Source organism: Streptomyces monomycini, assembly GCF_022271435.1.
Taxonomy (GTDB): domain Bacteria; phylum Actinomycetota; class Actinomycetes; order Streptomycetales; family Streptomycetaceae; genus Streptomyces; species Streptomyces monomycini.
This window is the reverse complement of sequence record NZ_JAFIQY010000027.1, coordinates 57,265-82,136: the sequence shown is the minus strand read 5'-3', so window position 1 is coordinate 82,136 and position 24,872 is coordinate 57,265. Positions and strand designations below refer to the sequence as shown.

General features: G+C 72.4%; 20 protein-coding genes. 7 read left to right on the top strand and 13 right to left on the bottom strand.

Annotated features, from left to right (window positions below; genetic code table 11):
• Genes JXZ78_RS26540 through JXZ78_RS26530 form a run of 3 tightly spaced genes read right to left on the bottom strand, consistent with a single transcriptional unit; the run spans position 1 to position 3,088 of the window.
• On the bottom strand, positions 1-840 hold the full coding sequence (locus JXZ78_RS26540) for a sugar ABC transporter permease (protein ID WP_030019832.1): 840 nt from the start codon (positions 838-840) through the stop codon (positions 1-3).
• Positions 840-1,808 carry a carbohydrate ABC transporter permease gene (locus JXZ78_RS26535; RefSeq protein ID WP_050502415.1) on the bottom strand — a complete coding sequence of 323 codons (969 nt, stop codon included), beginning with the start codon at positions 1,806-1,808 and terminating at the stop codon, positions 840-842. The genes JXZ78_RS26540 and JXZ78_RS26535 overlap by 1 nt, the downstream gene beginning before the upstream one ends.
• Positions 1,809-1,822: 14 nt before the next feature.
• The gene (locus tag JXZ78_RS26530; protein WP_030019830.1) at positions 1,823-3,088 is read right to left on the bottom strand and encodes an extracellular solute-binding protein; all 1,266 of its coding nucleotides are present in this window, start codon (positions 3,086-3,088) and stop codon (positions 1,823-1,825) included.
• A gap of 354 nt (positions 3,089-3,442) precedes the next feature.
• Between JXZ78_RS26530 and JXZ78_RS26525 the strand changes: the two genes are divergently transcribed.
• The 3 genes from JXZ78_RS26525 (at position 3,443) to JXZ78_RS26515 (ending at position 7,291) form a co-directional block, all read left to right on the top strand.
• The gene (locus JXZ78_RS26525; RefSeq protein WP_030019829.1) at positions 3,443-5,050 is read left to right on the top strand and encodes a glycoside hydrolase family 13 protein; all 1,608 of its coding nucleotides are present in this window, start codon (positions 3,443-3,445) and stop codon (positions 5,048-5,050) included.
• Between the two features lie 104 nt (positions 5,051-5,154).
• Entirely contained in the window at positions 5,155-6,288 is a 1,134-nt protein-coding gene (locus tag JXZ78_RS26520; protein ID WP_030019828.1) for a LacI family DNA-binding transcriptional regulator, read from the top strand.
• Between the two features lie 166 nt (positions 6,289-6,454).
• Positions 6,455-7,291, top strand: a complete 837-nt coding sequence (locus JXZ78_RS26515) for a phosphatase PAP2 family protein (RefSeq protein WP_030019827.1) — start codon at positions 6,455-6,457, stop codon at positions 7,289-7,291.
• 70 nt (positions 7,292-7,361) lie between these two features.
• Here JXZ78_RS26515 and JXZ78_RS26510 read toward each other — a convergent pair whose 3' ends face one another.
• Both JXZ78_RS26510 and glnA2 read right to left on the bottom strand, forming a co-directional pair.
• Positions 7,362-10,400, bottom strand: a complete 3,039-nt coding sequence (locus tag JXZ78_RS26510) for a bifunctional [glutamine synthetase] adenylyltransferase/[glutamine synthetase]-adenylyl-L-tyrosine phosphorylase (protein WP_030019826.1) — start codon at positions 10,398-10,400, stop codon at positions 7,362-7,364.
• Positions 10,397-11,758, bottom strand: coding sequence for a gamma-glutamylpolyamine synthetase GlnA2 (gene glnA2, locus JXZ78_RS26505; protein WP_030019825.1), 1,362 nt, complete (start codon positions 11,756-11,758; stop codon positions 10,397-10,399). The genes JXZ78_RS26510 and glnA2 overlap by 4 nt, the downstream gene beginning before the upstream one ends.
• Before the next feature lie 298 nt (positions 11,759-12,056).
• Here glnA2 and JXZ78_RS26500 point away from each other — a divergent pair, with 298 nt between their 5' ends.
• On the top strand, positions 12,057-12,674 hold the full coding sequence (locus tag JXZ78_RS26500; RefSeq protein WP_030019824.1) for a mycothiol-dependent nitroreductase Rv2466c family protein: 618 nt from the start codon (positions 12,057-12,059) through the stop codon (positions 12,672-12,674).
• Positions 12,675-12,807: 133 nt separating this feature from the next.
• Here JXZ78_RS26500 and JXZ78_RS26495 read toward each other — a convergent pair whose 3' ends face one another.
• Positions 12,808-13,662 (bottom strand): alpha/beta fold hydrolase, encoded by an 855-nt coding sequence (locus JXZ78_RS26495; RefSeq protein ID WP_033037595.1) that lies wholly within the window; start codon positions 13,660-13,662, stop codon positions 12,808-12,810.
• A gap of 80 nt (positions 13,663-13,742) precedes the next feature.
• Positions 13,743-14,447, bottom strand: coding sequence for a DUF998 domain-containing protein (locus JXZ78_RS26490; protein WP_030019822.1), 705 nt, complete (start codon positions 14,445-14,447; stop codon positions 13,743-13,745).
• A 137-nt stretch (positions 14,448-14,584) separates the two neighbouring features.
• On the opposite strand from JXZ78_RS26490, the gene JXZ78_RS26485 reads away from it, so the two are divergent.
• Together JXZ78_RS26485 and JXZ78_RS26480 are read left to right on the top strand one after the other, a co-directional pair.
• Complete coding sequence (locus tag JXZ78_RS26485) at positions 14,585-15,136, top strand: hypothetical protein (protein ID WP_050502408.1); 552 nt, start codon at positions 14,585-14,587, stop codon at positions 15,134-15,136.
• A gap of 97 nt (positions 15,137-15,233) precedes the next feature.
• Positions 15,234-16,871: a multicopper oxidase family protein gene (locus tag JXZ78_RS26480; RefSeq protein WP_030019820.1), complete on the top strand. Its 1,638-nt coding sequence runs from the start codon at positions 15,234-15,236 to the stop codon at positions 16,869-16,871.
• A gap of 90 nt (positions 16,872-16,961) precedes the next feature.
• Here the strand turns inward: JXZ78_RS26480 and JXZ78_RS26475 are convergent, their stop codons facing one another.
• Together JXZ78_RS26475 and JXZ78_RS26470 are read right to left on the bottom strand one after the other, a co-directional pair.
• The gene (locus JXZ78_RS26475; protein WP_030019819.1) at positions 16,962-17,825 is read right to left on the bottom strand and encodes an SCO6745 family protein; all 864 of its coding nucleotides are present in this window, start codon (positions 17,823-17,825) and stop codon (positions 16,962-16,964) included.
• Positions 17,822-18,520: a GntR family transcriptional regulator gene (locus JXZ78_RS26470; RefSeq protein ID WP_030019818.1), complete on the bottom strand. Its 699-nt coding sequence runs from the start codon at positions 18,518-18,520 to the stop codon at positions 17,822-17,824. The genes JXZ78_RS26475 and JXZ78_RS26470 overlap by 4 nt, the downstream gene beginning before the upstream one ends.
• Before the next feature lie 253 nt (positions 18,521-18,773).
• Between JXZ78_RS26470 and JXZ78_RS26465 the strand changes: the two genes are divergently transcribed.
• Positions 18,774-19,310 carry a YbhB/YbcL family Raf kinase inhibitor-like protein gene (locus tag JXZ78_RS26465; RefSeq protein ID WP_030019817.1) on the top strand — a complete coding sequence of 179 codons (537 nt, stop codon included), beginning with the start codon at positions 18,774-18,776 and terminating at the stop codon, positions 19,308-19,310.
• Positions 19,311-19,396: 86 nt separating this feature from the next.
• Here JXZ78_RS26465 and JXZ78_RS26460 read toward each other — a convergent pair whose 3' ends face one another.
• From JXZ78_RS26460 to JXZ78_RS26445, 4 genes are all read right to left on the bottom strand, one after another.
• The gene (locus tag JXZ78_RS26460) at positions 19,397-20,617 is read right to left on the bottom strand and encodes an MFS transporter (protein ID WP_030019816.1); all 1,221 of its coding nucleotides are present in this window, start codon (positions 20,615-20,617) and stop codon (positions 19,397-19,399) included.
• Between the two features lie 286 nt (positions 20,618-20,903).
• The gene (locus JXZ78_RS26455; RefSeq protein WP_063726073.1) at positions 20,904-21,911 is read right to left on the bottom strand and encodes an endonuclease/exonuclease/phosphatase family protein; all 1,008 of its coding nucleotides are present in this window, start codon (positions 21,909-21,911) and stop codon (positions 20,904-20,906) included.
• A 408-nt stretch (positions 21,912-22,319) separates the two neighbouring features.
• Complete coding sequence (locus JXZ78_RS26450) at positions 22,320-23,123, bottom strand: TetR/AcrR family transcriptional regulator (protein WP_238783389.1); 804 nt, start codon at positions 23,121-23,123, stop codon at positions 22,320-22,322.
• A complete protein-coding gene (locus tag JXZ78_RS26445) occupies positions 23,120-24,742 on the bottom strand; it encodes an MFS transporter (protein ID WP_030019813.1) in 1,623 nt (540 codons plus the stop codon). The genes JXZ78_RS26450 and JXZ78_RS26445 overlap by 4 nt, the downstream gene beginning before the upstream one ends.
• Positions 24,743-24,872 lie beyond the last annotated feature (130 nt).

Here is a 24,872-nt window from a genome sequence, read left to right as displayed (position 1 = left end):
TCATCCCTTGGTGGTGCCGGAGGTCAGTCCGGCGACGAGGTGGCGCTGGGCGAAGGCGAAGACCAGGCCGGCCGGGACCGCGATGATCACGGCGGCGGCGGTCATCGAGCCCCAGTCGTTGACGTACTGGTTGACGAAGGTCTGCAGACCGCCGGCGAGGGTCAGGTTCTCCTCCCCGGTCATGAAGGCGGAGGCGTACGCGACCTCGGCCCAGGCCGTCACGAAGGTGTAGAAGCCGGTGACGGCCAGGCCGGGGCGGGCCAGCGGCAGGACCAGGCGCCAGAAGGTGCCGAAGGGGTTGAGACCGTCGACGCGTCCGGCTTCGTCGATCTCCACCGGGATGGTGTCGAAGAAGCCCTTCATCATCCAGGCGCAGAACGGGACGGCGATGGTCAGGTACGTGACGACCAGCCCGGCCGGCTGGTTGAGCAGGCCCAGGCTCGCCATCAGGTTGTACAGCGGCACGATCAGCACGGCGACCGGGAACATCTGCGTGATCAGCAGCAGCCACATCAGCGGGCGCATCCCGGGGAACCGGAAGCGGCTGACGGCGTAGCCGGTGGTCGCCGCGACGAAGACGCCGAGGACGGTGGTGATGCCGACGACGACCAGCGAGTTGCCGAACCAGGTCAGGAACTGGGTGTCGGCGATCACGTGCCGGTAGTTGGCGAAGGTGAAGTGGGTGACCAGCTCGGTGGAGAAGGCGTCGTTCTTCGGTTTGAAGGAGGTGATGAGCAGCCACAGCGGCGGGAAGACCGCGACGACGGCGGCGATCAGGAGGGTCGCGTGCAGGCCGGCGGAGGCCAGCGGACTGCGCCTGTTGCGCGAGGACTTGGCCATCACCACACCTCACCCTGCTTGCGCAGCGAGCGGCGGTAGACCACCGCGATCAGGGACAGCAGGAGCAGGATCAGCACGCCCCAGGCGGCCGAGCCGGCGAAGTCCCGCGGGCTGTCGACGAAGGAGAGCCGGTAGGCGTACGTCACCAGGATCTCGGTGGCGTCACCGGGGCCGCCCCGGGTGAGCAGGTAGATCACCGGGAACATGTTGAACGTCCAGATGGTGGAGAGCAGGATCACGGTGCTGCTCACGCCGCGCAGACCGGGCAGGGTGATGTCGCGGAACCGCTGCCAGGCGTTGGCGCCGTCCATCTCCGCGGCCTCGTACAGCTCGCCGGGGATCGACTGGAGACCGCCGAGCAGCGCGACGAGCATGAACGGTACGCCCAGCCACACGTTGACCGCGATGACCGACAGCTTGGCCCAGGTCGGGTCGTTCAGCCACGGCACCGCGTCGATGCCGCCGCCCGCCAGGAGCTTGTTCAGCAGGCCGTTCTTCTCGTTGTAGAGCAGCCGCCAGGTGAAGACGGAGACGAAGGCGGGGATGGCCCAGGGCAGGATCAGGGCCAGCCGGTAGAAGGTGCGGCCGCGCAGCGTGCGGTTGAGCAGGTTGGCGAGGGCCAGACCGATGGAGAAGGTGAGGGTGACACAGGCCACCGTCCACAGCACGGTCCAGCCGAGGCGGCCCCAGAAGACGTCGTCGCCGAGGATCTCGGTGTAGTTCTCCAGGCCGGTGAACTGGTAGGTGGCCGGGATGTGGTTCATGCCGATGTTGCGCTCGACGTTGGCCTCGTTGGCGTCCGTCAGCGACAGGTACAGGCCGCGGACCAGGGGGTAGCCGATGATGACGCCGATGACGAGGACCACCGGGGCGACCATGGTCCAGGCGTACCAGTGGGTGCCCAGGGCTCTGCGTACCCGGCCCGGCGGCGCGGCGGCGGCAGCCTCCTTCCGCCGGGCCCGGGCCATCCGTGCGGTGTCCGTCACTTGTAGTCCTTGAGGAGCTTGCGGTAGCTGTCACCGACGGCCTTGGCGGCCTGCTCGGGGGTGCTGGCGCCGGTGAGGACCTTGTTCATCTGGACCTTGATCGGCTCGAAGAGGGCGTTGCCCTCGGCGATCCAGGGGCGCTGGACGGCCTTGTCGACGGCAGGCTTGAAGAAGGCGACCATCTCGTTGTTCTTGACGGACGGCACCTCGTACACGGACTTGCGGGTGGGCAGCAGGCTCAGCTGTTCGGTGGTCTGCTGCTGGATCTTCGCCGAGCTCATGTACTTCGCGAAGGCGTAGGACGCCTGGAGGTTCTTCGAGCCCGCGTAGACGGAGAGGTTCCAGCCGCCCTGCGGGGAGCCCTGGGAGGCGCTGCCGCCGGGTACGGGCGCGATGCCCAGGTTCTTCCGGTCCTTGAACTCCTTGCCCGCGCGGACGCCTTCGAGGTCCCAGGGGCCGCTGACGGCCATCGCGACGCTGCCGTCCTTGAGGGCCTTGAGCTGGTTCTCCTGGCCGTCGGTGGCGTCGGTGACGGCGGCCTTGGCGTCGACCAGGTCCTTGATGGCCTTGAAGGCCTTGACGCCGGCGTCGTCGTCGATCGTGACGACCTTGTCGCGGGCGTCGACCAGGTCGCCGCCCTCGCCGTAGAGGTAGGGCAGGAACCAGTACGGGTCGTCGCCGCGCAGGTACAGCGCGGTGGCGCCGGTCTTCTCCTTGATCTGCCCGGCGGCGGCGGTCAGCTCGGCGAAGGTCTTGGGGACCTCGACGCCGGCCTGCTTGAGCAGCCGCTTGTTGTAGAAGAGACCGAGGGTGTCGGTGACCTGCGGCACCGCGTAGGTCTTGTCCTTGAATCTGGTGCTGCCGAGCGCCTGCGGCAGGTAGTCGGCGGTGTCGTCCAGGGCCGGGGTGCCGTCCAGCGGGGCGAGGTAGCCGAGGTTGGCGAAGTCGGCGACCCAGGCGACCTCGGTGCGCATCACGTCGGGGGCGCCGGCGCCGGCCCCCGCGGCGTTCTTGAACTTGGCGTTGGCCTCGCCGAACGCGACGCTGACGTACTTCACGTCGACCTTCGGGTGCTCCTTCTCGAAGCTCTCGGCCAGCTTCTTGTACGTCGCCTTCTCGGCGTCGTTGGAGGTGTCCCAGAAGGTCACGGTGCCCGACAGCTCGCCCCCGCTCTGCCGGCCGTCTCCGCCGCCGCCTCCGCACGCCGTCGCCGCCATTGCCAGACCCGCGACCAACGCGGTGGTCGCCATGCCACGCCGCATGTGAACTCCTTAAGGGAACGCCCGAGATGGCGTCGGAACGCCTTGCCCGGCCGTTCGGAACGCCTGTGATGGCGGACAGGAACGTAACAGCGCCGACATGAATTCGAAAGACCTTGCGGTAAATTTCTGCAAGGAGACAGGAAGGCGTTACAGGGGGCGGCGCCCGCGCACACCGCGCCCACCGCACCCCGGCAGGCCGCTCACCAGGGCTCCGAGCGCCCGCGGGCCCGTCACCCCGCCGTGCTCCGCGCGTTGAGCCCGTAGACGACCGTCCGACGATCGATGCCTGGACCCTGCAAGACGATGCATGGACGCTCTGCCCCGAATCGCCCCACTCTCGAACAGGGATGCCAGATGACCCAGGAGCTGACCTCGACCGACCCCGGCCACGCGGCGGCGGAGCCCGGCGGGCGCCCCGGCTGGTGGCGCGACGCCGTCATCTACCAGGTGTACGTCCGCTCCTTCGCCGACTGCGACGGGGACGGCATCGGCGATCTGCGCGGCGCCCGCGAACGCCTGCCCTACCTGCGCGAACTGGGCGTGGACGCGGTCTGGCTCACCCCGTTCTACGCCTCCCCGCAGGCCGACGGCGGGTACGACGTCGCCGACTACCGCTCCGTCGACCCGCTGTTCGGCAGCCTCCAGGACGCCGACGACCTCGTACGGGCCGCGCACGCGCTGGGCCTGCGGGTGATCGTCGACATCGTGCCCAACCACACCTCAGACCAGCACCCCTGGTTCCGGGACCCGGAACTGGCCCGCCGGCGCTACCTCTTCCGCCCCGGCAAGGGCGCCTCCGGCGAGCTGCCGCCCAACGACTGGGAGTCGGTCTTCGGCGGGCCCGCCTGGACCCGTACCGAGCGCGGCGACTGGTACCTGCACCTGTTCGCCCCGCAGCAGCCCGACCTGAACTGGGACGACCCGGACGTGCACGCCGAGTTCGAGTCGGTCCTGCGGTTCTGGCTCGACCTCGGCGTGGACGGCTTCCGCATCGACGTCGCCCACGGCATGGTCAAGGCCCCCGGCCTGCCGGACATCGGCCACAAGGAGCAGGCCAAGCTCATCGGCAGCCAGGTGCTGCCCTTCTTCGACCAGGACGGCGTCCACGAGATCCACCGCGCCTGGCGCCGGCTGCTGGACTCCTACCCCGGCGAGCGCATCGGCGTCGCCGAGGCGTGGGCCCCCAGCCCCGAGCGGCTCGCCCTGTACGTCCGCCCCGACGAGTGCCACCAGGCGTTCAACTTCCAGTTCCTGACCGCCGACTGGTCCGCCGCCTCACTGCGCGCCGTCGTCGACGCCTCCCTCGCCGCGACCGCCTCGGTCGGCGCCACCACCTCCTGGGTACTGTCCAACCACGACGTGGTCCGGCACACGACCCGCCTCGGCGGCCTCCAGCGGGCCCGTGCCGCCACGCTCATGATGCTCGCGCTGCCCGGCTCGGCCTACCTGTACCAGGGCGAGGAGCTGGGCCTGCCGGAGGTCACCGACCTGCCCGACGAAGTGCGCCAGGACCCCGCTTTCTTCCGCGGCGACGGACAGGACGGGTACCGCGACGGCTGCCGCGTCCCGATGCCCTGGTGCGGCGACTCGGCCGCGTACGGCTTCGGTCCCGGCGGCAGCTGGCTGCCCCAGCCGCGGTCCTGGAAGGACCTGTCCGTACGGGCCCAGACCGGCGACCCGGCCTCCACCCTGGAGCTGTACCGCGCCGCGCTCGCCCTGCGCCGCGCGCACCCGTGCCTCGGCGACGGGGACCTCGCCTGGGCCGACGCCCCCGACGGACTGCTGGCCTTCACCCGTACCGGCCGCCCGGGCCGTACGGAGCTGCTGTGCACCCTGAACACCCTGGACCGCGCCGTCGAACTGCCCCGCCCCGGGCGGCTGCTGCTCTCCTCCGCGACGGTCCCCGCCGACGGCGCCACCGCCGTCCTGCCGGGCGACTCCTGCACCTGGTGGGCCCTCTGACGGGCGGCTCCCGCGCACCGGACGGGCCGCCCGGCGGCACGGCCCGCCGCCGAGCGGTGCGGGCAACGTGGGCAATCCGACAGGCGACCGGTACAGTCCCCTCCATGACCGCCCGGCTGGCCGACATCGCAGCGCAGGCGGGTGTCAGCGAGGCCACCGTCAGCCGGGTGCTCAACGGAAAACCCGGTGTCTCCGCCACCACCCGCCAGTCCGTGCTGGCCGCGCTCGACGTGCTCGGCTACGAGCGTCCCGTCCGGCTGCGGCAGCGCAGCGCCGGGCTGGTCGGCCTGATAACCCCGGAACTGGAGAACCCGATCTTCCCGGCGTTCGCCCAGGTCATCGGCCAGGCGCTGACCCGCCAGGGCTACACCCCGGTACTGGCCACCCAGACGCCGGGCGGCTCCACCGAGGACGAGCTGACCGAGATGCTGGTGGACCGCGGCGTCGCCGGGATCATCTTCGTCTCCGGACTGCACGCGGACACCTCCGCCGACATGCAGCGCTACGAGCAGCTGCGCGGCCAGGGCGTGCCCTTCGTGCTGATCAACGGCTTCTCCGACAAGGTGCAGGCGCCCTTCGTCTCGCCGGACGACCGGGCCGCGATCCGCCTCGCCGTCACCCATCTGGCGGCACTGGGCCACCAGCGGATCGGGCTGGCCCTGGGGCCGAAGCGCTTCGTGCCCGTCCAGCGCAAGATCGAGGGCTTCCTGCACAGCATGAACGAGCAGCTCGGCCTGGGCCGGGAGGCGGCCCAGGAGCTGATCCAGCACTCCCTGTACACCCTGGAGGGCGGGCAGGCCGCGGCCGGCGCGCTGCTCGCCCGCGGCTGCACGGCGGTGGTCTGCGCCAGCGACATGATGGCGCTGGGCGCGATCCGGGCCGCCCGGCAGCAGGGCCTGGACGTGCCCCGGGAGGTCTCCGTCGTCGGTTTCGACGACTCCCCGCTGATCGCCTTCACGGACCCGCCGCTGACCACGATCCGGCAGCCGGTCACCGCGATGGGGCAGGCGGCGGTGCGCGCCCTGCTGGAGGAGGTCGGCGGCACCCCGGCGCCGCACAGCGAGTTCGTCTTCCACCCGGAGCTGGTCGTCCGCGGTTCCACCGCTTCGGCGCCGAAGACCGTCCGGGTCCCCGGCCAGGGCGGTTCCGCCGCCACGGACGGCAGCCGGGCGGGTACGGACGGAGAACGGTGCGGCCCGGAAGGCAGCCGGGCCGGTACGGACGGAAGCTCCGCCTGAGAGGTCCGGCGGTGTCCGGTACGGACCGGTCCGTCCCTGCCGAAAGGCAGAGCCACCCCCGACCGGGGTGGGGGACGCGCCTCCCCCTAAGGTGCTAGGCGGGCCTCCGCAGGACCCGACCGGAGGGTGATCGGCCGCCGACCCCTTTCTGGCAGACTGTCTGCCTATGGGTGAAGCGCATGTGAAGACTCTTGACGGCCGTACGGCCGTGCCGCCACCCACCGAGGACGAAGCGCCGAGTGCGCCCTCCGGTGGCCGGCTGGCCCGCCTGCGCTCTCCCCGTACCCCGCGGCTCTGGTTCGAGATCCTGCTGATCGCGGTCAGCTACTGGGTGTACTCCCTCATCCGCAACGCCGTGCCCGAGCAGAAGGCCCAGGCGCTGAAGAACGCGGACTGGATCTGGCAGGCCGAGCAGACCCTCGGCATAGCGGTGGAGAAGACCGTCAACCACGCCGTGGACTCGGTGACCTGGCTCATCGTCTCGATGAACTATTACTACGCCACGCTGCACTTCATCCTGACCATCGGTGTGCTGGTCTGGCTCTACCGCTGGCACCCCGGCCGGTACGCGGCCGCCCGCCTCGCGCTCTTCGCCACCACGGGCGTCGCCCTCGTCGGCTACTACTTCTACCCGCTGGCCCCGCCCCGCCTGATGAACGGCGGCGGCTTCATCGACACCGTCATCGTCCACCACACCTGGGGCTCGATGGCGTCCGGCAACCTGGCGTCGATGTCCAACCAGTACGCGGCGATGCCGTCCATGCACATAGGGTGGTCGCTGTGGTGCGGCGTGATGATCGCGCTGATCGCCAAGCCGGTGTGGGCCAAGGTGCTGGGCCTGCTCTACCCGACGACGACCCTGGTCGTCATCGTCTCCACCGCCAACCACTTCTGGCTCGACGCGGTGGGCGGCATCCTGTGCCTCGCCTTCGGCATCGGCCTGGCCTTCGCCTGGTACGCGGCACTGCCGCACCGGCTGCCGCGGCGGGTGGCCACGGCCTGAGGCCACGGGCCCGCCCAGCGCAGGCCGCCCGGGCCGGCCGGACCCGGACCTGCCCGCCCCGGGCCCGTCCTCAGCCCGCCGCCCCGTAGAAGATCTCCTCCACCACCGCGCGGGCCCTGCGGGTCGTCCGCCGGTAGTCGTCCAGCATCTCCCCGACGTGCCCCTCCTCGTACCCGAGGTAGCGGCCCACCGCCGCCAGCTCCCGCGCGTCGGACGGGAACGTGTCGCCGGGACGGCCCCGTACCAGCATCGTGGCGTTGCGCACCCGCGACGCCAGCACCCACGCCTCGTCCAGGATCTGCGCGTCCTCCGTGGCCAGCAGCCCCGCGTCGCGGGCCGCTGCCAGCGCCGTGCGGGTACGGGTGGTGCGCAGCCCCGGCTCGTTCCAGGCGTGCTGCATCTGGAGCAGCTGTACGGTCCACTCCACGTCGCTGAGGCCGCCGCGCCCCAGCTTGGTGTGGGTGGTCGGGTCGGCGCCGCGCGGCACCCGCTCGGTCTCCATCCGGGCCTTGAGCCGGCGGATCTCCCGTACGGCGTCCTCGCCCAGGCCCTCCATCGGGTAGCGCAGCGGGCCGATCAGCTCGATGAAGCGCTCCCCCAGGTCGGCGTCGCCCGCGACCGGCTCGGCGCGCAGCAGGGCCTGCGACTCCCACACCAGCGACCAGCGCCGGTAGTAGGCGGCGTAGGAGGAGAGCGTGCGGACCAGCGGTCCGGTCTTGCCCTCCGGCCGCAGGTCGGCGTCGATCGGCAGCGGCGGGTCGGAGGACGGCAGCTGGAGCAGGCGGCGCATCTCGTTGGCGACGGCGTGCGCTGCCTTGGCGGCCTCCTGCTCGTCGGCGCCCTCGCGGGGCTCGTGCACGAACAGCACGTCGGCGTCGGAGCCGTACCCCAGCTCCCGGCCGCCGAAGCGGCCCATCCCGATGACGGTGAAACGGGTGGGCAGGGTGTCGCCCCACTGGTCGCGTACGGCGGCGCGCAGCGCGCCCGCGATGGTGGCGGCGGTCAGGTCGGAGACGGCGGTGCCGATCACGTCGGCGGCGTGGCCGCGGTCCGCCTCGGCCGGGTGGCCTTCGGTGCCGTACGCGCCGATCAGGTCGGCGGCGGCCGTACGGAACAGCTCGCGCCGCCGTACCCCGCGGGCCGCGGCGACGGCCTGCTCGGCACCCTCCGCACGGCCGACCGCGGCCAGCACCTCCTGCTCCAGCGCGGCACGGGAACGCGGCTGGAGCCCGTCCTTGGCGCCGAGCAGCGCGACCGCCTCGGGGGCGCGCAGCAGCAGGTCGGGGGCGAAGCGGCCGGCCGACAGGACACGGGCCAGGTTCTCGGCGGCGGCGCCCTCGTCGCGCAGCAGCCGCAGGTACCAGGGGGTCTTGCCGAGCGCGTCGGAGACCTTGCGGAAGTTGAGCAGTCCGGCGTCCGGGTCGGCGGAGTCCGCGAACCAGGCGAGCAGGACCGGCAGCAGGGTGCGCTGGATGGCGGCCTTGCGCGTGACACCGGAGGCCAGCGCTTCGAGGTGGCGCAGCGCGGCGACCGGGTCGGCGTAGCCGAGCGCTTCGAGGCGCTGGCCGGCGGCCTTGGCGGAGAGCCGGGTGCCGCCGGGCTCCAGGTGCGCGACGGCGTCCAGCAGCGGCCGGTAGAACAGTTTCTCGTGCAGCCGCCGTACCTCGCGGGCGTGCCACTTCCACTCCTTGCGCAGCGTCGCCACCGGTTCGGTGCGCTGGCCCATGGAGCGGGCGAGGCGCCGCAGGTCGGGCTCGTCCTCGGGCATCAGGTGGGTACGGCGGAGCTTGTAGAGCTGGATGCGGTGTTCCAGCGTGCGCAGGAAGCAGTACGCCGCGTCGAGCGCCTTGGCGTCCTCGCGGCCCACGTAGCCGCCGGACGCCAGCGCCGAGAGGGCTTCCAGGGTGCTCGGGCTGTGCAGCGTCCCGTCGCTGCGGCCGTGCACCAGTTGCAGGAGCTGGACGGCGAACTCCACGTCGCGCAGCCCGCCGGGCCCCAGCTTCAGTTCCCGGTCGACCTGGGCGGCGGGGATGTTCTCCACGACGCGGCGGCGCATCTGCCGTACGTCGGTCACGAAGTTCTCGCGCTCGGAGACCTGCCAGACCAGCGGGGTGACCGCGGCCACGTACTCCTTGCCCAGCTCTTCGTCGCCCGCCATCGGCCGGGCCTTGAGCAGGGCCTGGAACTCCCAGGTCTTGGCCCAGCGTTCGTAGTAGGCGAGGTGGCTGTTGAGGGTACGCACGAGCGGGCCGTTGCGGCCCTCGGGGCGCAGGTTGGCGTCCACCGGCCAGATCGTGCCCTCGGCGGTGACGTCCGAGCACACCCGCATCATCCGGCCCGCCAGCCGCGTCGCGGCCTGGAGCGCCTTGGCCTCCTCGGTGCCGTCGCGCGCCTCCGCGACGAAGATGACGTCCACGTCCGAGACGTAGTTCAGCTCCCGGCCGCCGCACTTGCCCATCGCGATGACGGCGAGCCGGCAGGCGGCGGCGTCGGTGGGCTGCTCCTCACCGGCGATCTCCAGCGCGGCGCGTACCGTCGCGGTCGCCAGGTCGGCCAGCTCCGCGGCGGTCTCGGCCAGGTCGGTCGTCCCGCACACGTCGCGCGCCGCGATACCCAGCAGGCACCGGCGGTACGCGGCGCGCAGCGCGTCCGGGCGCGGCCGGTCCCGGCCCCGCTCGCCCCAGACGCCCTCGGCCAGCGCCGCCTCGAACTCCGGCGTGGTCGGGTGCAGGTCGGCCGCCTCGTACGTGACCAGCGACTGCCAGTCGCGCGGATGCCGTACGAGGTGGTCGCCGAGCGCCTCGGACGCGCCGAGCACCCCCAGCAGCCGGTCGCGCAGCGGCTTCGCGGTGATCAGCGTGGACAGCAGCTTGTGCCGCTCGTCCTCGTCCTGCGCCTCCGCCAGCCGCACCAGCGCGGTCAGCGCCAGGTCCGGGTCGGCGGTGCCGCCCAGCGCCTCCAGGAGCACCGAGTCGTCCCGTACGGCGGCCAGTTCGGGCGCCTCCAGCAGCCGCCCCGCCGCCGACGGGTCGGTGAAGCCGTACCGCAGCAGCCGCGAGAAGGCGCTGCTGCGCCGCCCCTGGCCCTGCGGAGCGGGGTGCGCGGTCACAGGACCGGCAGCATCTTGCGCAGCTCGAACGCGGTCACCTCGGAGCGGTATTCCTCCCATTCCTGCTTCTTGTTGCGCAGGAAGAAGTCGAAGACGTGCTCACCGAGGGTCTCCGCGACCAGTTCGCTGCGCTCCATCAGCTCGATGGCCTCGCCGAGGTTCTGCGGCAGCGGCTCGATGCCCATGGCGCGGCGCTCGGAGTCGGACAGCGCCCACACGTCGTCGTCGGCGCCGGCCGGGAGCTCGTACCCCTCCTCGATGCCCTTGAGGCCGGCGGCCAGCAGCACCGCGTAGGTCAGGTAGGGGTTGGCGCCGGAGTCGATGGAGCGGACCTCGACCCGGGTGGAGCCCATCTTGCCCGGCTTGTACATGGGGACGCGGATGAGCGCGGAGCGGTTGTTGTGGCCCCAGCAGATGTACGAGGGGGCCTCGCCGCCGGCGCCCGCGGTGCGGTTGGCGCCGCCCCAGATGCGCTTGTAGGAGTTGACCCACTGGTTGGTGACGGCGGAGATCTCGCCCGCGTGCCGCAGCAGGCCGGCGATGAAGGAACGGCCGACCTTGGAGAGCTGGTACTCGGCGCCGGACTCGTGGAAGGCGTTGCGGTCGCCCTCGAACAGCGAGAGGTGGGAGTGCATGCCCGAACCCGGGTACTCCGAGAACGGCTTGGGCATGAACGTGGCCTGCACGCCCTGCTCCAGCGCGACCTGCTTCATCACCAGCCGGAACGTCATGATGTTGTCGGCGGTGGACAGCGCGTCGGCGTAGCGCAGGTCGATCTCCTGCTGGCCGGGGGCGCCCTCGTGGTGGCTGAACTCGACCGAGATGCCCATCGATTCGAGCATGGTGATCGCCTGGCGGCGGAAGTCCATGCCGACGTTCTGCGGGGTGTGGTCGAAGTAGCCGGAGGAGTCGGCCGGGCTCGGCCGGGTGCCGTCCACCGGCTTGTCCTTGAGCAGGAAGAACTCGATCTCGGGGTGGGTGTAGAAGGTGAAGCCGAGGTCGGAGGTCTTGGCCAGGATGCGCTTGAGGACGTAGCGCGGGTCGGCGTAGGACGGGGAGCCGTCGGGCATCAGGATGTCGCAGAACATCCGGGCGGTGCCGGGGGCCTCGGCGCGCCAGGGCAGGATCTGGAAGGTGCCCGGGTCCGGCTTGGCGATCATGTCGGACTCGTACACCCGCGCGAAACCCTCGATCGCGGAGCCGTCGAAGCCGATACCCTCGTCGAACGCCTGCTCCAGTTCGGCGGGGGCCACGGCCACGGACTTCAGGAACCCCAGCACGTCGGTGAACCACAGTCGTACGAAGCGGATGTCGCGCTCCTCCAGCGTACGGAGCACAAACTCCTGCTGCTTGTCCATGGCTCACCAATCCTTGCAGGTCAATCGGCCTGTCCCCACCCCATCGGGCAACGAGGTGTGGCACACCAGTATCACGTGAGGGGGTTACCGTCACATTACGCACCCTCGGCCGGGAACAGAACCGCCGGACCCGGGGCGACACCGGCACGTTTGCCCGGGGGCGGTGGGCGGTACTCCGGGAGAGGGCGGCCCGGATCGTCCCGCTTTGCCCCACTGGCACCCGGGGCCGTGCCGCCGCGCCGGGCCCGCCCTGGTCCGCGCCTCCCCCCGAGTGCCCGCCGACGGCCGAGGAGAACCCGTGAGCAAGCACTTCGACGTCACGGCCGTGACGTTCTACTTCGACTCCGCGTGCCCCTGGACCTGGCGCACCGCACGCTGGCTGGCGGACGCCACCGGGCGCCGGGGCATCCCGCTGTCCTACCGCGCCTTCGACCTGACCGACGGGGCGCCCCTGGACGAGTTGCCCGCCAAGCGCCGCCCGGCCGCCGCCGGGAGCCGCTGCCTGCTGCGGCTGGCCGAGGCCGCGCACGCCGACGGCCGGGACACCCTGACCGGCACGGTGTACGCCGCGTACGGCGCCGCGGTGTTCGACGGCGACGCCGACCCGTCGCCGGAGCTGGCCGAACGGTGCCTGGCGGAGGCGGGCGCCGCGACCTATGCCGACGTGCTGCACGACGCCGCGCTGGACCGGCCGGTGGCCCGGGCCCGCGAGCAGGCGCAGGAGTACTCCGGCGAGGACGCGGGCTCGCCCGTCACGGTCCTCACCACCCGCCGCGGCGAACGCGGCTTCTTCGGGCCCGTGGTGGCGCCCACGCCCACCGGCGCGGACGCCGACCGCCTGTGGGACGCGTTCGTGGGCGCCGCGTCCGTACCGCAGTTCTTCGAGCTGCGGGCGCGGCGGACGGCGAAGCCGTGAGCGCCTGCGATTCCACCGGCGCGGTTCGGCCGGCCGGCTACGTCACGACGTAGCTCCCGATCCGGTCGGTCACGACCGACACGGCCTGCCGGACGCTGAGCGGGAGGCCGCTGCCCGACTGTGGACGGCGGGTTCAGCGTCCGCGCTGCGGGCCCTCCAGGTCAGGGGTGAGCGACAGGACCGCCGTGGCCACCGCGTCCGGCGCGTCGGCCATCACCAGGTGTCCGGCCGGGGCGGCGACGGCGAAGGTGCCGCCGAGCTGTGCGGCCAGTGCCCGCTGCCGCTCCAGCCAGCGCAGTTCCCGCGGTGTCTCGCTGCCCTCGTACGCCGCCAGGACCGTCACCGGCACGCCGTGCAGCGGACGGTCCGGGCGCAGCGCGGCCACCTCGGCGGCCTGGTAGCCGTACATCGCGTTCTCCAAGGCGCAGGCGCGCAGCACCCGGCTGGTGCGGTAGGCACCGGTCTCGTACGGATCACGCGGATGGTCGCGCACGGTCAGGACGCGGGTGGTCAGCCGGCGCGCGGCCGGGCCGAGGGCGCGCGGCACCCCGGCCGCCGAGAGCACGGAGGCCAGGCCGCCCGCCCAGGCCGTACGGACGGCACGCGGCAGCAGCGGCCGTGGGTCCTCCTCCACGCTGCCGTCGGCGAGCACGATGCCCGCGGTGCGGTCCGGGTACAGCCGCGCGAACGCCTCGGCGTGGAAGGCGGCCAGGCTGTGGCCGACGACGGTGCACGAGCCGGGCAGCCCGAGCGCGTCCAGGACGTGGGCGATACGGGCCGCCTCGCCCACGGCGGTGGGCGGCTCCTGGGCGGGCGCGCTCAGCCCCAGGCCGGGCCGGTCGAAGCGGACCACCGTACGGTGCGGGGCGAGCCGGGCCGCGACCGCGTCCCAGTCGAACCAGCTCATGCCCAGCCCGCCACTGAGCACGCACACCGGGCCGCTGCCCTCGCGCAGCACGTGCAGCACCACGCCGTCCACGCGCAGCATGCGGCCGGGGGCGGGGACGCCCGGGAATCCCTTCGTGCCGTCTCTCGTGCTCTGCCGCCTCCGCCGCTCGCCGTCCCCGCTCATACCGGTTCCCCTTCCCTCCCCGTAGTGGTGCCCGCTCGCCCGACACACCACGCGAGCAGCCCGACGTACAGGGCGACGAACAGGACCTGGAGGCGCTGGCCGACGCCCAGCGCCCAGGTGCCGTGGCCTTCGGTGAAGGCCGCGATGGAGGAGAGCGTCCAGGCGGTGGCGGCCAGTTCGGCCAGGGTCAGCCACGGTGCGACACGGCCGAGCGGCGGCCACCAGCCGTACCGGCGGGCGGCCACGGTCAGCAGGACCAGCGCGGCCAGGGCGCCCACCATGGCCAGCGAGCTGCTGATCGCGTGCGCGGTGTGGGTGGCGGGCACCAGGCCCGCGGTCTCGCGGGCCGCGCACTCCGGGTCGCTGGTGGGCGCGCAGCTCAGCGGCAGCCGGGAGTCGACGGCGGTGGCGGCGCCGAAGAGGGCGAGCGCCGCCCAGCCCGCCATGGCCCAGGGGCGGCGAGGAAAGGTGCAGAGCGCGGCGACCGCACCCGCCAGTACCAGCAGTCCGGCGAGCAGGTCCGTCGCGCGGAACAGGCCGCCGAGCGGCTGGTCGGCGGCGGCCAGTTCGCTGACGTACGTCCGGACCGGGTCGAGGCCGGTGGACAGGACGACCTCCAGGACCCAGGCGGTGTACGCCACCGCACCGAGCAGGAGGAGTACGGGGGCGGCACGACGGCTCTTGCTCGGCTGCACGGGCATCCTGGGGGTCGGGCTGGGACGCCTGGGGCGTCTGGGAAGGTCAAGGATAGGCAAAGTCGGCGCGGATCGGGGTGCTCGGGAGCGGCATACCCCGCAGGGGTAGGGTGCTGGGCAGTGGTACCGGGAGGACCGTCGAGATGCCGTACGCAGTGCGAAGCCGGGGAAGCCGGGGGAAGGCAGCCGGGTGGTGCGGCCGCCTGCTGCTGTTCGCCGCGCTGATCGTCGGCATCGTCGGCATGCACACGCTGGGGCACCCGGTGGGCGGGCACGGTTCGGGGCCGCTGCCCGCGGCACATCAGGGACAGCCCGTCGGCGAGGCGCGCCCGGGCCCTGAGACGCAGCACGCGCTACAGACTGGACACGCACCGCCGGTACACCACCCGATACAGGCACAGTCGGCACCTCAGGCACACCACCCGATACAGGCACAGTCCGCGCCTCAGGTTCCGCCCCGCGCCCGGGGCTCCGCCACCGCCGACGACCACCACGCCATGAATCCCGGCGCGGTCTGCCTGGCCGTGCTCTCCCTCTGCGTACTCGTCCTCGTCCGTACGGGACGGTTGCTGGGCCGGCAGGCCGCCGACCTCCTGGCCGCCGTACGGGCCCGGCTGCTGCGCGGCCTGCGCCCCCTGCCGCCACCGGTCCCCCGCCACAAACACCTCGCCCGGCTCTCGGTCCTGCGCGTGTAGACGCGCGGCCCGGCCGCCGACGCCTGCGCGCGTCCGCGGCCCGGCTCACGCGCGCTCACCGCAACCGTTTCCCACCCTTACGAGGTGTTTCTCCACCATGCGTACGCACACCCGCCGCGCCGTGCTCGGCGCGGGCATCGCGGCCGCCGGCAGCGGCCTGCTCACCGCCTGCTCGTCGGGCTCCGGCACGGACGGCACGAAGGACGCCGGCCATTCGGGCCACGCCGGCGACCCGGCCGAGGCGCCGGAAGGTTACGTCTCCCCCGACGGCCCGGAAGTGGCCGCCGCCGAGGCGAAGCGGGGCCCGGGCCCCGTACGGAAGGTCGCGCTGACCGCCACCGCCGCCCGGCTCGACCTGGGCGGCCGTACGGTCGGCAGCTGGGCGTACGGGGACGACCTGCCCGGCAAGGAGGTACGGATCACCGCGGGCGACACCCTGGAACTGACCCTCGCCAACCATCTGCCCGAGGCCACCTCCCTGCACTGGCACGGCCTGGCCCTGCGCAACGACATGGACGGCGTACCGGACCTGACCCAGCGCCCCGTGAAGGCGGGCGGCTCGTTCACGTACCGCTTCGCCGTCAGCCACCCGGGCACGTACTGGTTCCACCCGCACTCGGGCGTGCAGCAGGACCGCGGCCTGTACGCGCCACTGATCGTCGAGGACCCGAAGGAGCCCCTCGCCTACGACAAGGAGTGGGTGGTCGTCCTGGACGACTGGGTCGACGGGGTGGACGGCAGCACGCCGGACGCGGTGCTGGCCGAACTGTCCAAGGGCATGGACCACGGCGGAATGGGCCACGGTGGGATGGGCCACGGTGGGATGGACCACGGTGGGATGAAGCACGGCGGGATGGATCATGGAGCGCACTCCATGGGCGGTCGCGCGGCGCCCTCCCCCGCCGGCCCCTCCCGCATGCTGATGGGCGCCACCAGCAAGCTGCTGGGCGGCGACGCGGGCGACGTGGACCACCCGTACCACCTGGCCAACGGCCGTACGCCGCAGGATCCGCAGACCTTCCGCGCGCGGCCCGGCGACCGGGTCCGCATCCGCTTGGTCAACGCGGGCGGCGACACCGCGTACCGCGTCGCGCTCGGCGGCCACACCATGACCGTGACGCACACCGACGGTTACCCCGTCACCCACGCCCCGACGGACGCCCTGCTGCTCGGCATGGGCGAGCGCTACGACGTGGTGGTCACGGTCAAGGACGGCGTCTTCCCGCTGACCGCGCTCGCCGAGGGCAAGAAGCGGACCGCGCTGGCCGTGCTGCGTACCGGCGGCGGGGCGGCCCCCGAGGAGTCCGTACGGCCGAAGGAACTGGACGGGCGGCTGCTGACGGCCGACCGGCTGAAGGCCGACGGGCCGGTGCGGCTGGCGGCGCGCAAGCCCGACCGGACCCTCCGGTTCGACCTCACCGGCTCGATGGAGAAGTACGACTGGGCCGTCAACGGCAAGAAGTACACGCCGGACCAGCGCTACCCGGTGCGGGCCGGGGAACGCGTACGGCTCTCGTTCCGCAACAACACCACCATGTGGCACCCGATGCACCTGCACGGACACGCCTTCGCGCTGCCGGACGGCGGGCCGCGCAAGGACACCGCGATCGTGCTGCCGGGCCGCCGGCTGGACGTCGACCTCGACGCGGACAACCCCGGCCTGTGGATGCTGCACTGCCACAACGTCTACCACGCGGAGTCCGGGATGATGACGGTCCTCGGGTACCGGAAGTAGGCGGTACGGGAGCGGGGCCGGCCGTCCGGCGGCCGGCCCCGCTCGCGCGCACTCACCGCGGGCTCACGCCTCGCCCCTGAGCCTCGCGCCTCACCCCTTGCCGAACGCGTGCGCGGGGAAGGCGCCCGCGGCCCTCAGCATCCCGGCGAAACCGTCGGCCAACTCGGTCAGCCGCGCGGTGGCGGCCGGGCCGAGGTGGTCGTACGGGGCCGCGTCCAGGCGGTCGGTGAGGGCTTCCGCCTCCCCGCGCAGGGCCGTGCCCGACTCCGTGAGGTCCCCCGCCCCGTCCAGCAGGCCACGCTCGCGCAACCCGTCCCGGGCGGCGGCCCACTGCTCGGCCGACCAGCCGCGGGTCCGCATGAAGAGCGCCGATGTCGGCGCCGTGCCGGTGGCGTTGTGCAGGACCAGCGCCTCGATCCCGGTCAGGCCGGCCACCGCCAGGGCGGCGAGGTGCCCGTCGCCCCGGTGCTCGCGCAGCAGCGTCGCGGCGTGCCACAGGGCCAGGTGCGGCTCCTCGGGCACGGGAAGGCCGGCGTTCGCGGCGTACAACGGCCGCGCCTCGCGGCGGCACGCCTCGGTGGCGCGCAACGCCAGTTCGGCGGCTTCGGCCATGTCGTGCGACGTGCAGGCGTCCTCGCCGAGCAGCCGCCGCAGCGCCTTGTCCATGCCGCGCTGCCGGGCCGCGACCACTGCCTCAGGGGTGGTGATCGTCCAGGCGGCGGGGATGTACCGCCGTACGTGCTCGTGGCTGAAGTTGTAGAACGTCGCCGTGACGGTGCCCGCGTCGACCGTCCCGAGCGGGGCCGCCCGGCCCGCGTAGTAGGTCATGGGTCCGGGTTCCAGTCCGAGCGCGGCGAGTTCGTCCTGGTGCTCCGGCGCGAAGTACCCGCACACGTGCAGAGGGGCTATGGCGTGGTGGCATCGGCGGCCCGCGCTCGCCTCGTACGCGGTCATGCCGAAGGCCTGTCGTGGAGGCAGCCGGTCAGTCCGGCCGCGGTCTGGGTGAGGTGCCGGGCCAGCACCTCGGCGGCGGTGTCGGCGTCGCGGGCCAGTACCGCCTCCTCCAGGCGCCGGTGTTCCTCGGCGCCGTTCCGGCCGGGATTGCGGTGCGCCGACCAGCGGCGGGCCAGTTCGCTCGCGGTCCACATCCGGTCGAAGGTCTCCAGCAGGGCGGGGTTGTCGCACCCTTCCAGCAGGGTGCGGTGGAAGACCCGGTGGGCCTCGGACCACGCGGCGCTGTAGTACTCCCCCTCCTCGGGCACGAAGGCCGGGGTACGGGCCAGCCGGTGGTGGGCGGCGCGTACGCGGGACTCCCAGTCGAGGTCGCCGCGCTCGACGGACAGGCGCAGCACCGCCGGTTCGATGGTCCGGCGAGCTTCCGCGATCTCCTGCCAGCGGCGGTCGGAGAAGGCCGGGACGGCGAAGCCGCGGTTGGGCAGCCGGTCGGCGAGGCCGTCACCGACCACCCGCACGAGCGCTTCGCGGACGACGGCCAGGCTCACGCTCATTTCCCTGGCGAGGTCCTGCGGCTTGAGGGGGTCACCGGGGGCGTGGTCTCCGCGCATGATCGCGTCCCGCAGGTGGACGTAGACCTGCTCGGAGAGCATCCGCTTGCCCGGCGCGACCGGGTCGGGAGTCGATTGATTCATGGACTCATCATAGATGAAACATCGGATAATCGATTATCGGTGCTATGGTCGATTCACAGTCGGGCAGCACACGATCGATTCACGGTCGGGCGGCGGCGCACCGCCCCCGACCACCACCTGCAACACGGCCCGACTTCGATACGGCCCGAGTTCAATACGGCTCGGCCTCGGCCCGGCCTCAGTACGGCCCGGCCTCGGTACGGCCCGACTTCAGTACGGCTCAGCCTCAGCACAGCCCGAAAGGAACAACGCGTTGCGCGCCAACGACCCCTTCGCCCGCCTCCCCGAGGCGGCTTCCTTCACCGTCACGAGCACCACCGTCACCGACGGCGCCGCCTGGGCGCCCGAGCAGCACGCCTCCGGCGTCCCCGGCGGGAAGGACCTCTCCCCGCAGCTGACCTGGAGCGGCGCCCCGGAAGGCACCAAGAGCTACGCCGTCACCGTCTACGACCCCGACGCCCCCACCGGATCCGGGTTCTGGCACTGGGCGGTCGCCGACATCCCCGCCACCGTCACCGAGCTGCCCGAAGGCGCCGGCGACGACACCGGCTCAGGCCTGCCCGAGGGTGCCTACCAGCTGCCCAACGACGCCCGCGCCGCCCGCTACATAGGGGCCGCCCCGCCCGCCGGGCACGGCCCGCACCGCTACTTCGTCGTGGTGCACGCCCTCGACGTCGAGTCCGTCGGCGTCCCGGCCGATGCCACCCCGGCCGTTCTCGGCTTCACCATGTCCGGTCACACCCTCGGCCGCGCGGTCCTGACCGCCACCGCCGAAACCCCTGCCGCCTGACGCTCCCGCACCCCGGAACTACAGAAGCGGCCCCCGGCCACAGTCGTGGTCGGGGGCCGCTCTCGCGGTGGTCCGGCGGGGCCGGGTCAGTTCACCCGGTCCGGCAGTTCCGCCGGTACGTCGTCGGCGTCCTCGCTGCTCGCGACGATGCGCGAGGACCCGGAGCCGCCGCGGTCGAGCAGCCCGGCGGTCACCGCGATGCCCAGGCCGATGACGGCCAGCACCGCGCCGACCAGTGCCGGAGAGGTCCAGCCCCAGCCCGCCGCGATGGCCACGCCGCCGGCCCAGGCGCCGCCCGCGTTGGCCAGGTTGAACGCCGAGTGGTTGGAGGCCGAGGCCAGGGTCGGCGCGTGCTGCGCCTTCTTCATGACCAGCATCTGCAACGGGGTGGTGGTCATGAAGCCGACCGCGCCCAGGATGACGACGCAGACCAGGGCCGCCCACTGCACGTGCACCGCGTAGGTGAAGACCACGAGGGTCACGGCGAGGGCGCCGAGCGCCCCGTACAGCGTGGGCCGCAGCGCGCGGTCGGTCAGCGGGCCCGCGGCCAGCGCGCCCAGCGTCATTCCGGCGCCGAAGAGCGCCAGGACCAGCGGGACGGACCCCTCGGCGAAGCCGGAGACCTCGGTCATCATCGAGGCGAGGTAGCTGTAGACGGCGAACACACCGGCGAAGCCGAAGACCGCGGTGACCAGGCCGAGGACGACCTGCCGGTTGCCCATGGCGCGGATCTCGTGGGCCACGCCGCCGTGCTCCGCTCGCGGCATGTGCGGCACGAGGCGGGCCAGCGCGGCCATCGCGACCAGGCCGATGGCGGCCACGACCAGGAAGGTCGCGCGCCAGCCGAGGTGCTGGCCGAGCAGGGTCGCGGCGGGCACGCCGACGATGTTGGCGACGGTCAGGCCGAGGAACATGGTGGCCACCGCGCGGGCCTGCCGGCCTTCCTTGACCAGCCGGGCGGCGACCACCGCGCCGACGCCGAAGAACGCGCCGTGCGGGAGCCCGGCGAGCAGCCGGCCGGCGATCAGCAGGCCGAAGCTGGGCGCCAGCGCCGAGGCCAGGTTGCCCACGGTGAAGACGGCCATCAGCAGCAGGAGCATCCGCTTGCGCGGGAGGCGCGACCCGAGGGCGGTCAGCAGCGGGGCGCCGATGACGACGCCGAGGGCGTAGGCGGAGACGAGATAGCCGGCCGTGGGCACGGACGTACCCAGATCGTCCGCGACATTGGGCAGCAAACCCATCATCACGAACTCGGTGGTGCCGATGCCGAAGGCGGAGACGGCCAGCGCGAGCAGCGCCAGGGGCATGAGAGACCTTTCGAAAACGTGCGTACGGTCCCGAGCACGGTGGTGCTGCGATGCGCTGGGCACCGGAGCACCGGAGCGGTCCGTGCGGCGCGCCGGGGCGCCGGGGGTTCCGTACGGCGTACGCGGCTGGATGTCCGTAAGTTCTTCTACGGAACAAAGTCTCTCAGCCCATTCATTCCGACGGGAGAACGGAATGTTACGGAGGAGCGGCGACGGACGGTCGCGGCGCCCCGGCCTAGCGGGCACTGCCTGCTCGGCCCGGGGCGCCGCGGCCGTCCGGGCTTTGTCAGATCTTGACCGAGGCGGCGAGCGGAAGGTGATCACTACCGGTCCGGGGCAGCGACCAGGAGGACACCGGGTCGATCCCCTTCATCATGATCTGGTCGATCCGCGCCATCGGGAAACCGGCCGGCCAGCTGAAGCCGAAGCCGTCGCCCGCCGCGCCCTGGGCCGAGCGCATCTGGGAGGTGACCGGGGCCAGCGAACGGTCGTTCATCGTGCCATTGAGGTCGCCGAGCAGGATGACCTGCCCGATGCGCTCCTTGGAGATCGCCTCGCCGAGGGCGGCCGCGCTGTCGTCGCGCTGGTTGGCGGTGAACCCCGCGTTGAGCTTGACCCGTACCGACGGCAGGTGCGCGACGTAGAAGGCGACCTGCCGACCGTCGGGCGCCTTGACGGTGGCGCGCAGCGCGCGGGTCCAGCCCATCTTGATGTTCACGGGCGCGGCGTCGGAGATCGGGTGCTTGCTCCACAGCCCGACCGTGCCCTGCACCGTGCGGTACGGGTACGCCTTGGCCAGCCCTTCCTTGTACGTGGGCAGCGCGTCGCCGGTCAGCTCCTCCAGGGCCACCACGTCCGCGCCGGACTTCACGATGTCCCTGGCCGTGCCCGCCGGATCGGGGTTGTCGGCGTCCACGTTGTGGGTGGCGACGGTCAGGTTGCCGCCGGTGCCCTTCTTGTCCGTGACCTGTCCGCCGAAGAGGCTGACCCAGACGACGGCGGGCAGCAGCAGCGCGACGATCGCCGTCGTGGAACGCCGCAGCACGGCGGCGATCAGCAGCACCGGGACGCCGAGCAGGCCGAGCCACGGCAGGAACGTCTCCAGCAGGCTGCCGAGGTTGCCCACGGTGTTGGGGACGTGCGCGTGCACGATCATCAGCAGCCCGAGCAGGACCGCCAGGACCGCGAGCACGATGCCCCGCCGCCACATGCCCTCCGGGCGCCACCAGTCGCGCAGGCGCCGTGTTCCGGAGGCGGCCCGCTCAGGGTCTTGGCCCTGCCCCGACTCCGTCATGTATGCCTGCGCCATGCCGCTGCCCTCACTGCCGTGCTCCGTACGCCCCACCTGTGGTCTCCGACCCTAGGCGATGGCCCGTAATGCGTTTTCTTAGAAGTGGAGACGGCGCGCTGACGGCTCGGGGTTCCTGCCGCGAGGGCCGTGGCAGGGGCTGTGACAGAACGGGCATAGTCCCGTCATGGAGCGGTCAGGTGACGTGCCTTCCGCGGCTGCTCGTCGCTCGATGGGGCGCTGCTGTCGGGCGGTTGACGACCGGATCTCTCCGACCGTCTTCGGAAGGTATCCGGACGATCTTCGGACGGCCCCTGGACGATCTTCGGACGCTCTCCGGACCACGGGCCACGGGCGGGCACCGGCCGGACGGCAGGCGGCACCGGCCCGGCGACGAGCGGCGCCGGCCGGACGTCAGCCCCGCGGCCGTACGCCGTCCAGCACCGTGTCGACGATCTCCTCGGCCAGCCCCTCCGGCAGGTCCGCCCACTCGTGCAGCACGGCCCGGGACAGCACCGGGCCGACGAAGAGGTCGGCGAGCAGGTCGATGTCCCGGTCCGTCCGCACCTCGCCGCGTTCCCTGCCGCGGCGCAGCACGGACAGCAGCACCTCGCGGCGGGCCTGTACCACCGTCTCGTGGTACTCCCGCCAGAGCGCGGGCTGCGCCTTGACGTGCGTGACGACGGTGCGCAGCAGCGCCGAGTTGCGCTTGGCCAGGCCGCGGATGCGCAGGAACTCGATGATGCCCACGAGGTCGTCGCGTACGGACACCCCGGCCGGCGGCGGCACGTCCGTGTCCAGCGAGCGCATCACGTCCAGCATCAGGGCGCTCTTGCCCGGCCAGCGCCGGTAGACGGTGGCCTTGCCGACGCCTGCCTCGCGCGCGATGCCCTCCATCGACAGCTCCCCGATGGAGACGCCGTCCTCGATCATGCGCAGTACGGCTTCGATGATCGCGGTGTCGGCGGCCGCGCTGCGGGGGCGGCCTCGGCGGGGGCTTTCGGTACGGGGGTCCGGGGCGTCCGGGGTATCCGGGGTATCCGGGGTATCCGGGGTATCCGGGGTATCCGGGGTATCCGGGGTATCCGGGCTGTCCGCGGCGTACGCGGCGCCCGGCGTACGAACCGCCGCCTGCGCCCCCGCCGCGACGTCCTCCCCGAACACGTCCTCCCCCGCCACGTCCCCTTCCGTCACGTCCTCCCCCGGCGTCCCGCTCATGTCCGTGCTTCCGCCTTTTCCTGCTTCGCCCGGTCCGTACCGCGCGCGTCGTTCCCCATCCTGCCCGGCAGGAAGGCGGCGACCACGACGGCGCCGAGCACCGCGATGGCGGCGGAGCCGAGCGCGGTGACGTGCATGGCGTGGATGAACGCCGCGGTCGCGTCGTCCTTCAGCGCCTGCCCGGCCGGGCCCAGGCTCCGGGCGAGCCCGAGTGTCGCCTCGATGGACTCGCCCGCTGCGTGCCGGGCGGTCTCGGTCAGGCCGGGGACGGACCGCAGTGTCCCTTCGATGCCGTCGCGGTAGACCGTGGACAGCAGCGAGCCCAGTACGGCGACCCCGAGCGTGCCGCCGACCTGCCGGAACGTGTTGTTGAGCGCCGATCCGGAGCCCGCCTTCTCACGCGGCAGCGCCTGCATGATCGATACGGTGACCGGCGGCATGATGTGCGCCATGCCGGTGCCCTGGACGAAGAAGAGCACTTCCAGCACCCAGATCGGGGTGTCGGTGTCCAGCAGCAGGAAGCCGGACATGGTGGCGGCGACCAGCAGCATCCCGACCGTGCAGACCACGCGTGAGCCGAAGCGGTCGACGACGTGCCGGGCCCGGGGCGCGAAGATCATCTGGGCGGCGGCCAGCGGCAGGATCAGCAGGCCCGCCTGGAGCGGCGTGAAGCCGCGCACGCTCTGGACGTAGAAGACGACGAAGAACGTGACCCCCATCAGCGCGAAGAAGACCAGCGCGATGGCACCGACGGCGGCCGAGAAAGCCGGCTTACGGAAGAGATCGACGTCGATCGACGGGTGATCGATGCGCTTCTCGTACAGCACGAACCCGACCAGGACGAGCAGTCCGCCCAGGACGGTGCCCAGCACCTGCGGATCGGTGAAGTCGGCGAGCTGGCCGCCCTTGATGATCCCGTACACCAGCAGCACCAGGCCGACGACCGAGAGCAGCACACCGACCGGGTCCAGCTTGCCCGGCCGGGGGTTCTTGGAGTCGGGCACCAGGAGGACCATCGCGGCCAGGGCGACCAGCACGATCGGAACGTTCACCAGAAAGACCGAACCCCACCAGAAGTGGTCCAGCAGCAGTCCGCCCGCGATCGGGCCGATCGCGATGGCCAGGCCCACGCCGCCCGCCCAGATGCCGATCGCCTTCGGCTGCTCGTCCCGCTCGAAGACGTTCATCAGGACGGCGAGGGTGGCGGGCATCACGAAGGCGCCGCCCAGGCCCATCACGGCCCGGAAGGCGATGAGCTGGCCGGGCGACCCGGCGACGGCGGCCAGCACCGAGCCGGCGCCGAACACCACCAGCCCGAAGATCAGCACCTTCTTGCGGCCCAGGCGGTCGCCGAGCAGCCCGGAGGTGAACAGCAGGCCCGCGAAGACCAGCGTGTAGGAGTTGATCGCCCACTCCAGCTGGCTCTGGGTGGCGCCGAGGCCGGTGGGGGCCGGGGTGGCGATCGTCTTCATCGCCACGTTGAGGATCGAGTTGTCCAGCACCACGATCAGCAGGCTGAGCATCAGGACGGAAAGGATCACCCAGCGGCGGCGGTGGATGTGCTCCGGCACGAGCCGGGGCGCGTCGGCTATGCCGGCGGGGGTCGATGAGCTGGCCATGTCCCCACCCTACGCTGATTCCGATACGGGCCCGTTCCGTATCGCAGGAGTGTCCAGGGCACCCCTGCGACGCCCCTTCCACTCCCCCCGCGGCACGTGCCAGCATGGAAGGGAGTCCGGAGACGCCGTC

Coding starts and splice junctions, on each gene's coding strand:
- JXZ78_RS26540 (WP_030019832.1), bottom strand. CDS start 840: ATGGCCAAGTCCTCGCGCAACAGGCGCAGTCCGCTGGCCTCCGCCGGC.
- JXZ78_RS26535 (WP_050502415.1), bottom strand. CDS start 1,808: ATGGCCCGGGCCCGGCGGAAGGAGGCTGCCGCCGCCGCGCCGCCGGGC.
- JXZ78_RS26530 (WP_030019830.1), bottom strand. CDS start 3,088: ATGCGGCGTGGCATGGCGACCACCGCGTTGGTCGCGGGTCTGGCAATG.
- JXZ78_RS26525 (WP_030019829.1), top strand. CDS start 3,443: ATGACCCAGGAGCTGACCTCGACCGACCCCGGCCACGCGGCGGCGGAG.
- JXZ78_RS26520 (WP_030019828.1), top strand. CDS start 5,155: ATGACCGCCCGGCTGGCCGACATCGCAGCGCAGGCGGGTGTCAGCGAG.
- JXZ78_RS26515 (WP_030019827.1), top strand. CDS start 6,455: ATGGGTGAAGCGCATGTGAAGACTCTTGACGGCCGTACGGCCGTGCCG.
- glnA2 (WP_030019825.1), bottom strand. CDS start 11,758: ATGGACAAGCAGCAGGAGTTTGTGCTCCGTACGCTGGAGGAGCGCGAC.
- JXZ78_RS26495 (WP_033037595.1), bottom strand. CDS start 13,662: ATGCTGCGCGTGGACGGCGTGGTGCTGCACGTGCTGCGCGAGGGCAGC.
- JXZ78_RS26490 (WP_030019822.1), bottom strand. CDS start 14,447: ATGCCCGTGCAGCCGAGCAAGAGCCGTCGTGCCGCCCCCGTACTCCTC.
- JXZ78_RS26485 (WP_050502408.1), top strand. CDS start 14,585: ATGCCGTACGCAGTGCGAAGCCGGGGAAGCCGGGGGAAGGCAGCCGGG.
- JXZ78_RS26480 (WP_030019820.1), top strand. CDS start 15,234: ATGCGTACGCACACCCGCCGCGCCGTGCTCGGCGCGGGCATCGCGGCC.
- JXZ78_RS26475 (WP_030019819.1), bottom strand. CDS start 17,825: ATGACCGCGTACGAGGCGAGCGCGGGCCGCCGATGCCACCACGCCATA.
- JXZ78_RS26470 (WP_030019818.1), bottom strand. CDS start 18,520: ATGAATCAATCGACTCCCGACCCGGTCGCGCCGGGCAAGCGGATGCTC.
- JXZ78_RS26460 (WP_030019816.1), bottom strand. CDS start 20,617: ATGCCCCTGGCGCTGCTCGCGCTGGCCGTCTCCGCCTTCGGCATCGGC.
- JXZ78_RS26455 (WP_063726073.1), bottom strand. CDS start 21,911: ATGACGGAGTCGGGGCAGGGCCAAGACCCTGAGCGGGCCGCCTCCGGA.
- JXZ78_RS26450 (WP_238783389.1), bottom strand. CDS start 23,123: ATGAGCGGGACGCCGGGGGAGGACGTGACGGAAGGGGACGTGGCGGGG.
- JXZ78_RS26445 (WP_030019813.1), bottom strand. CDS start 24,742: ATGGCCAGCTCATCGACCCCCGCCGGCATAGCCGACGCGCCCCGGCTC.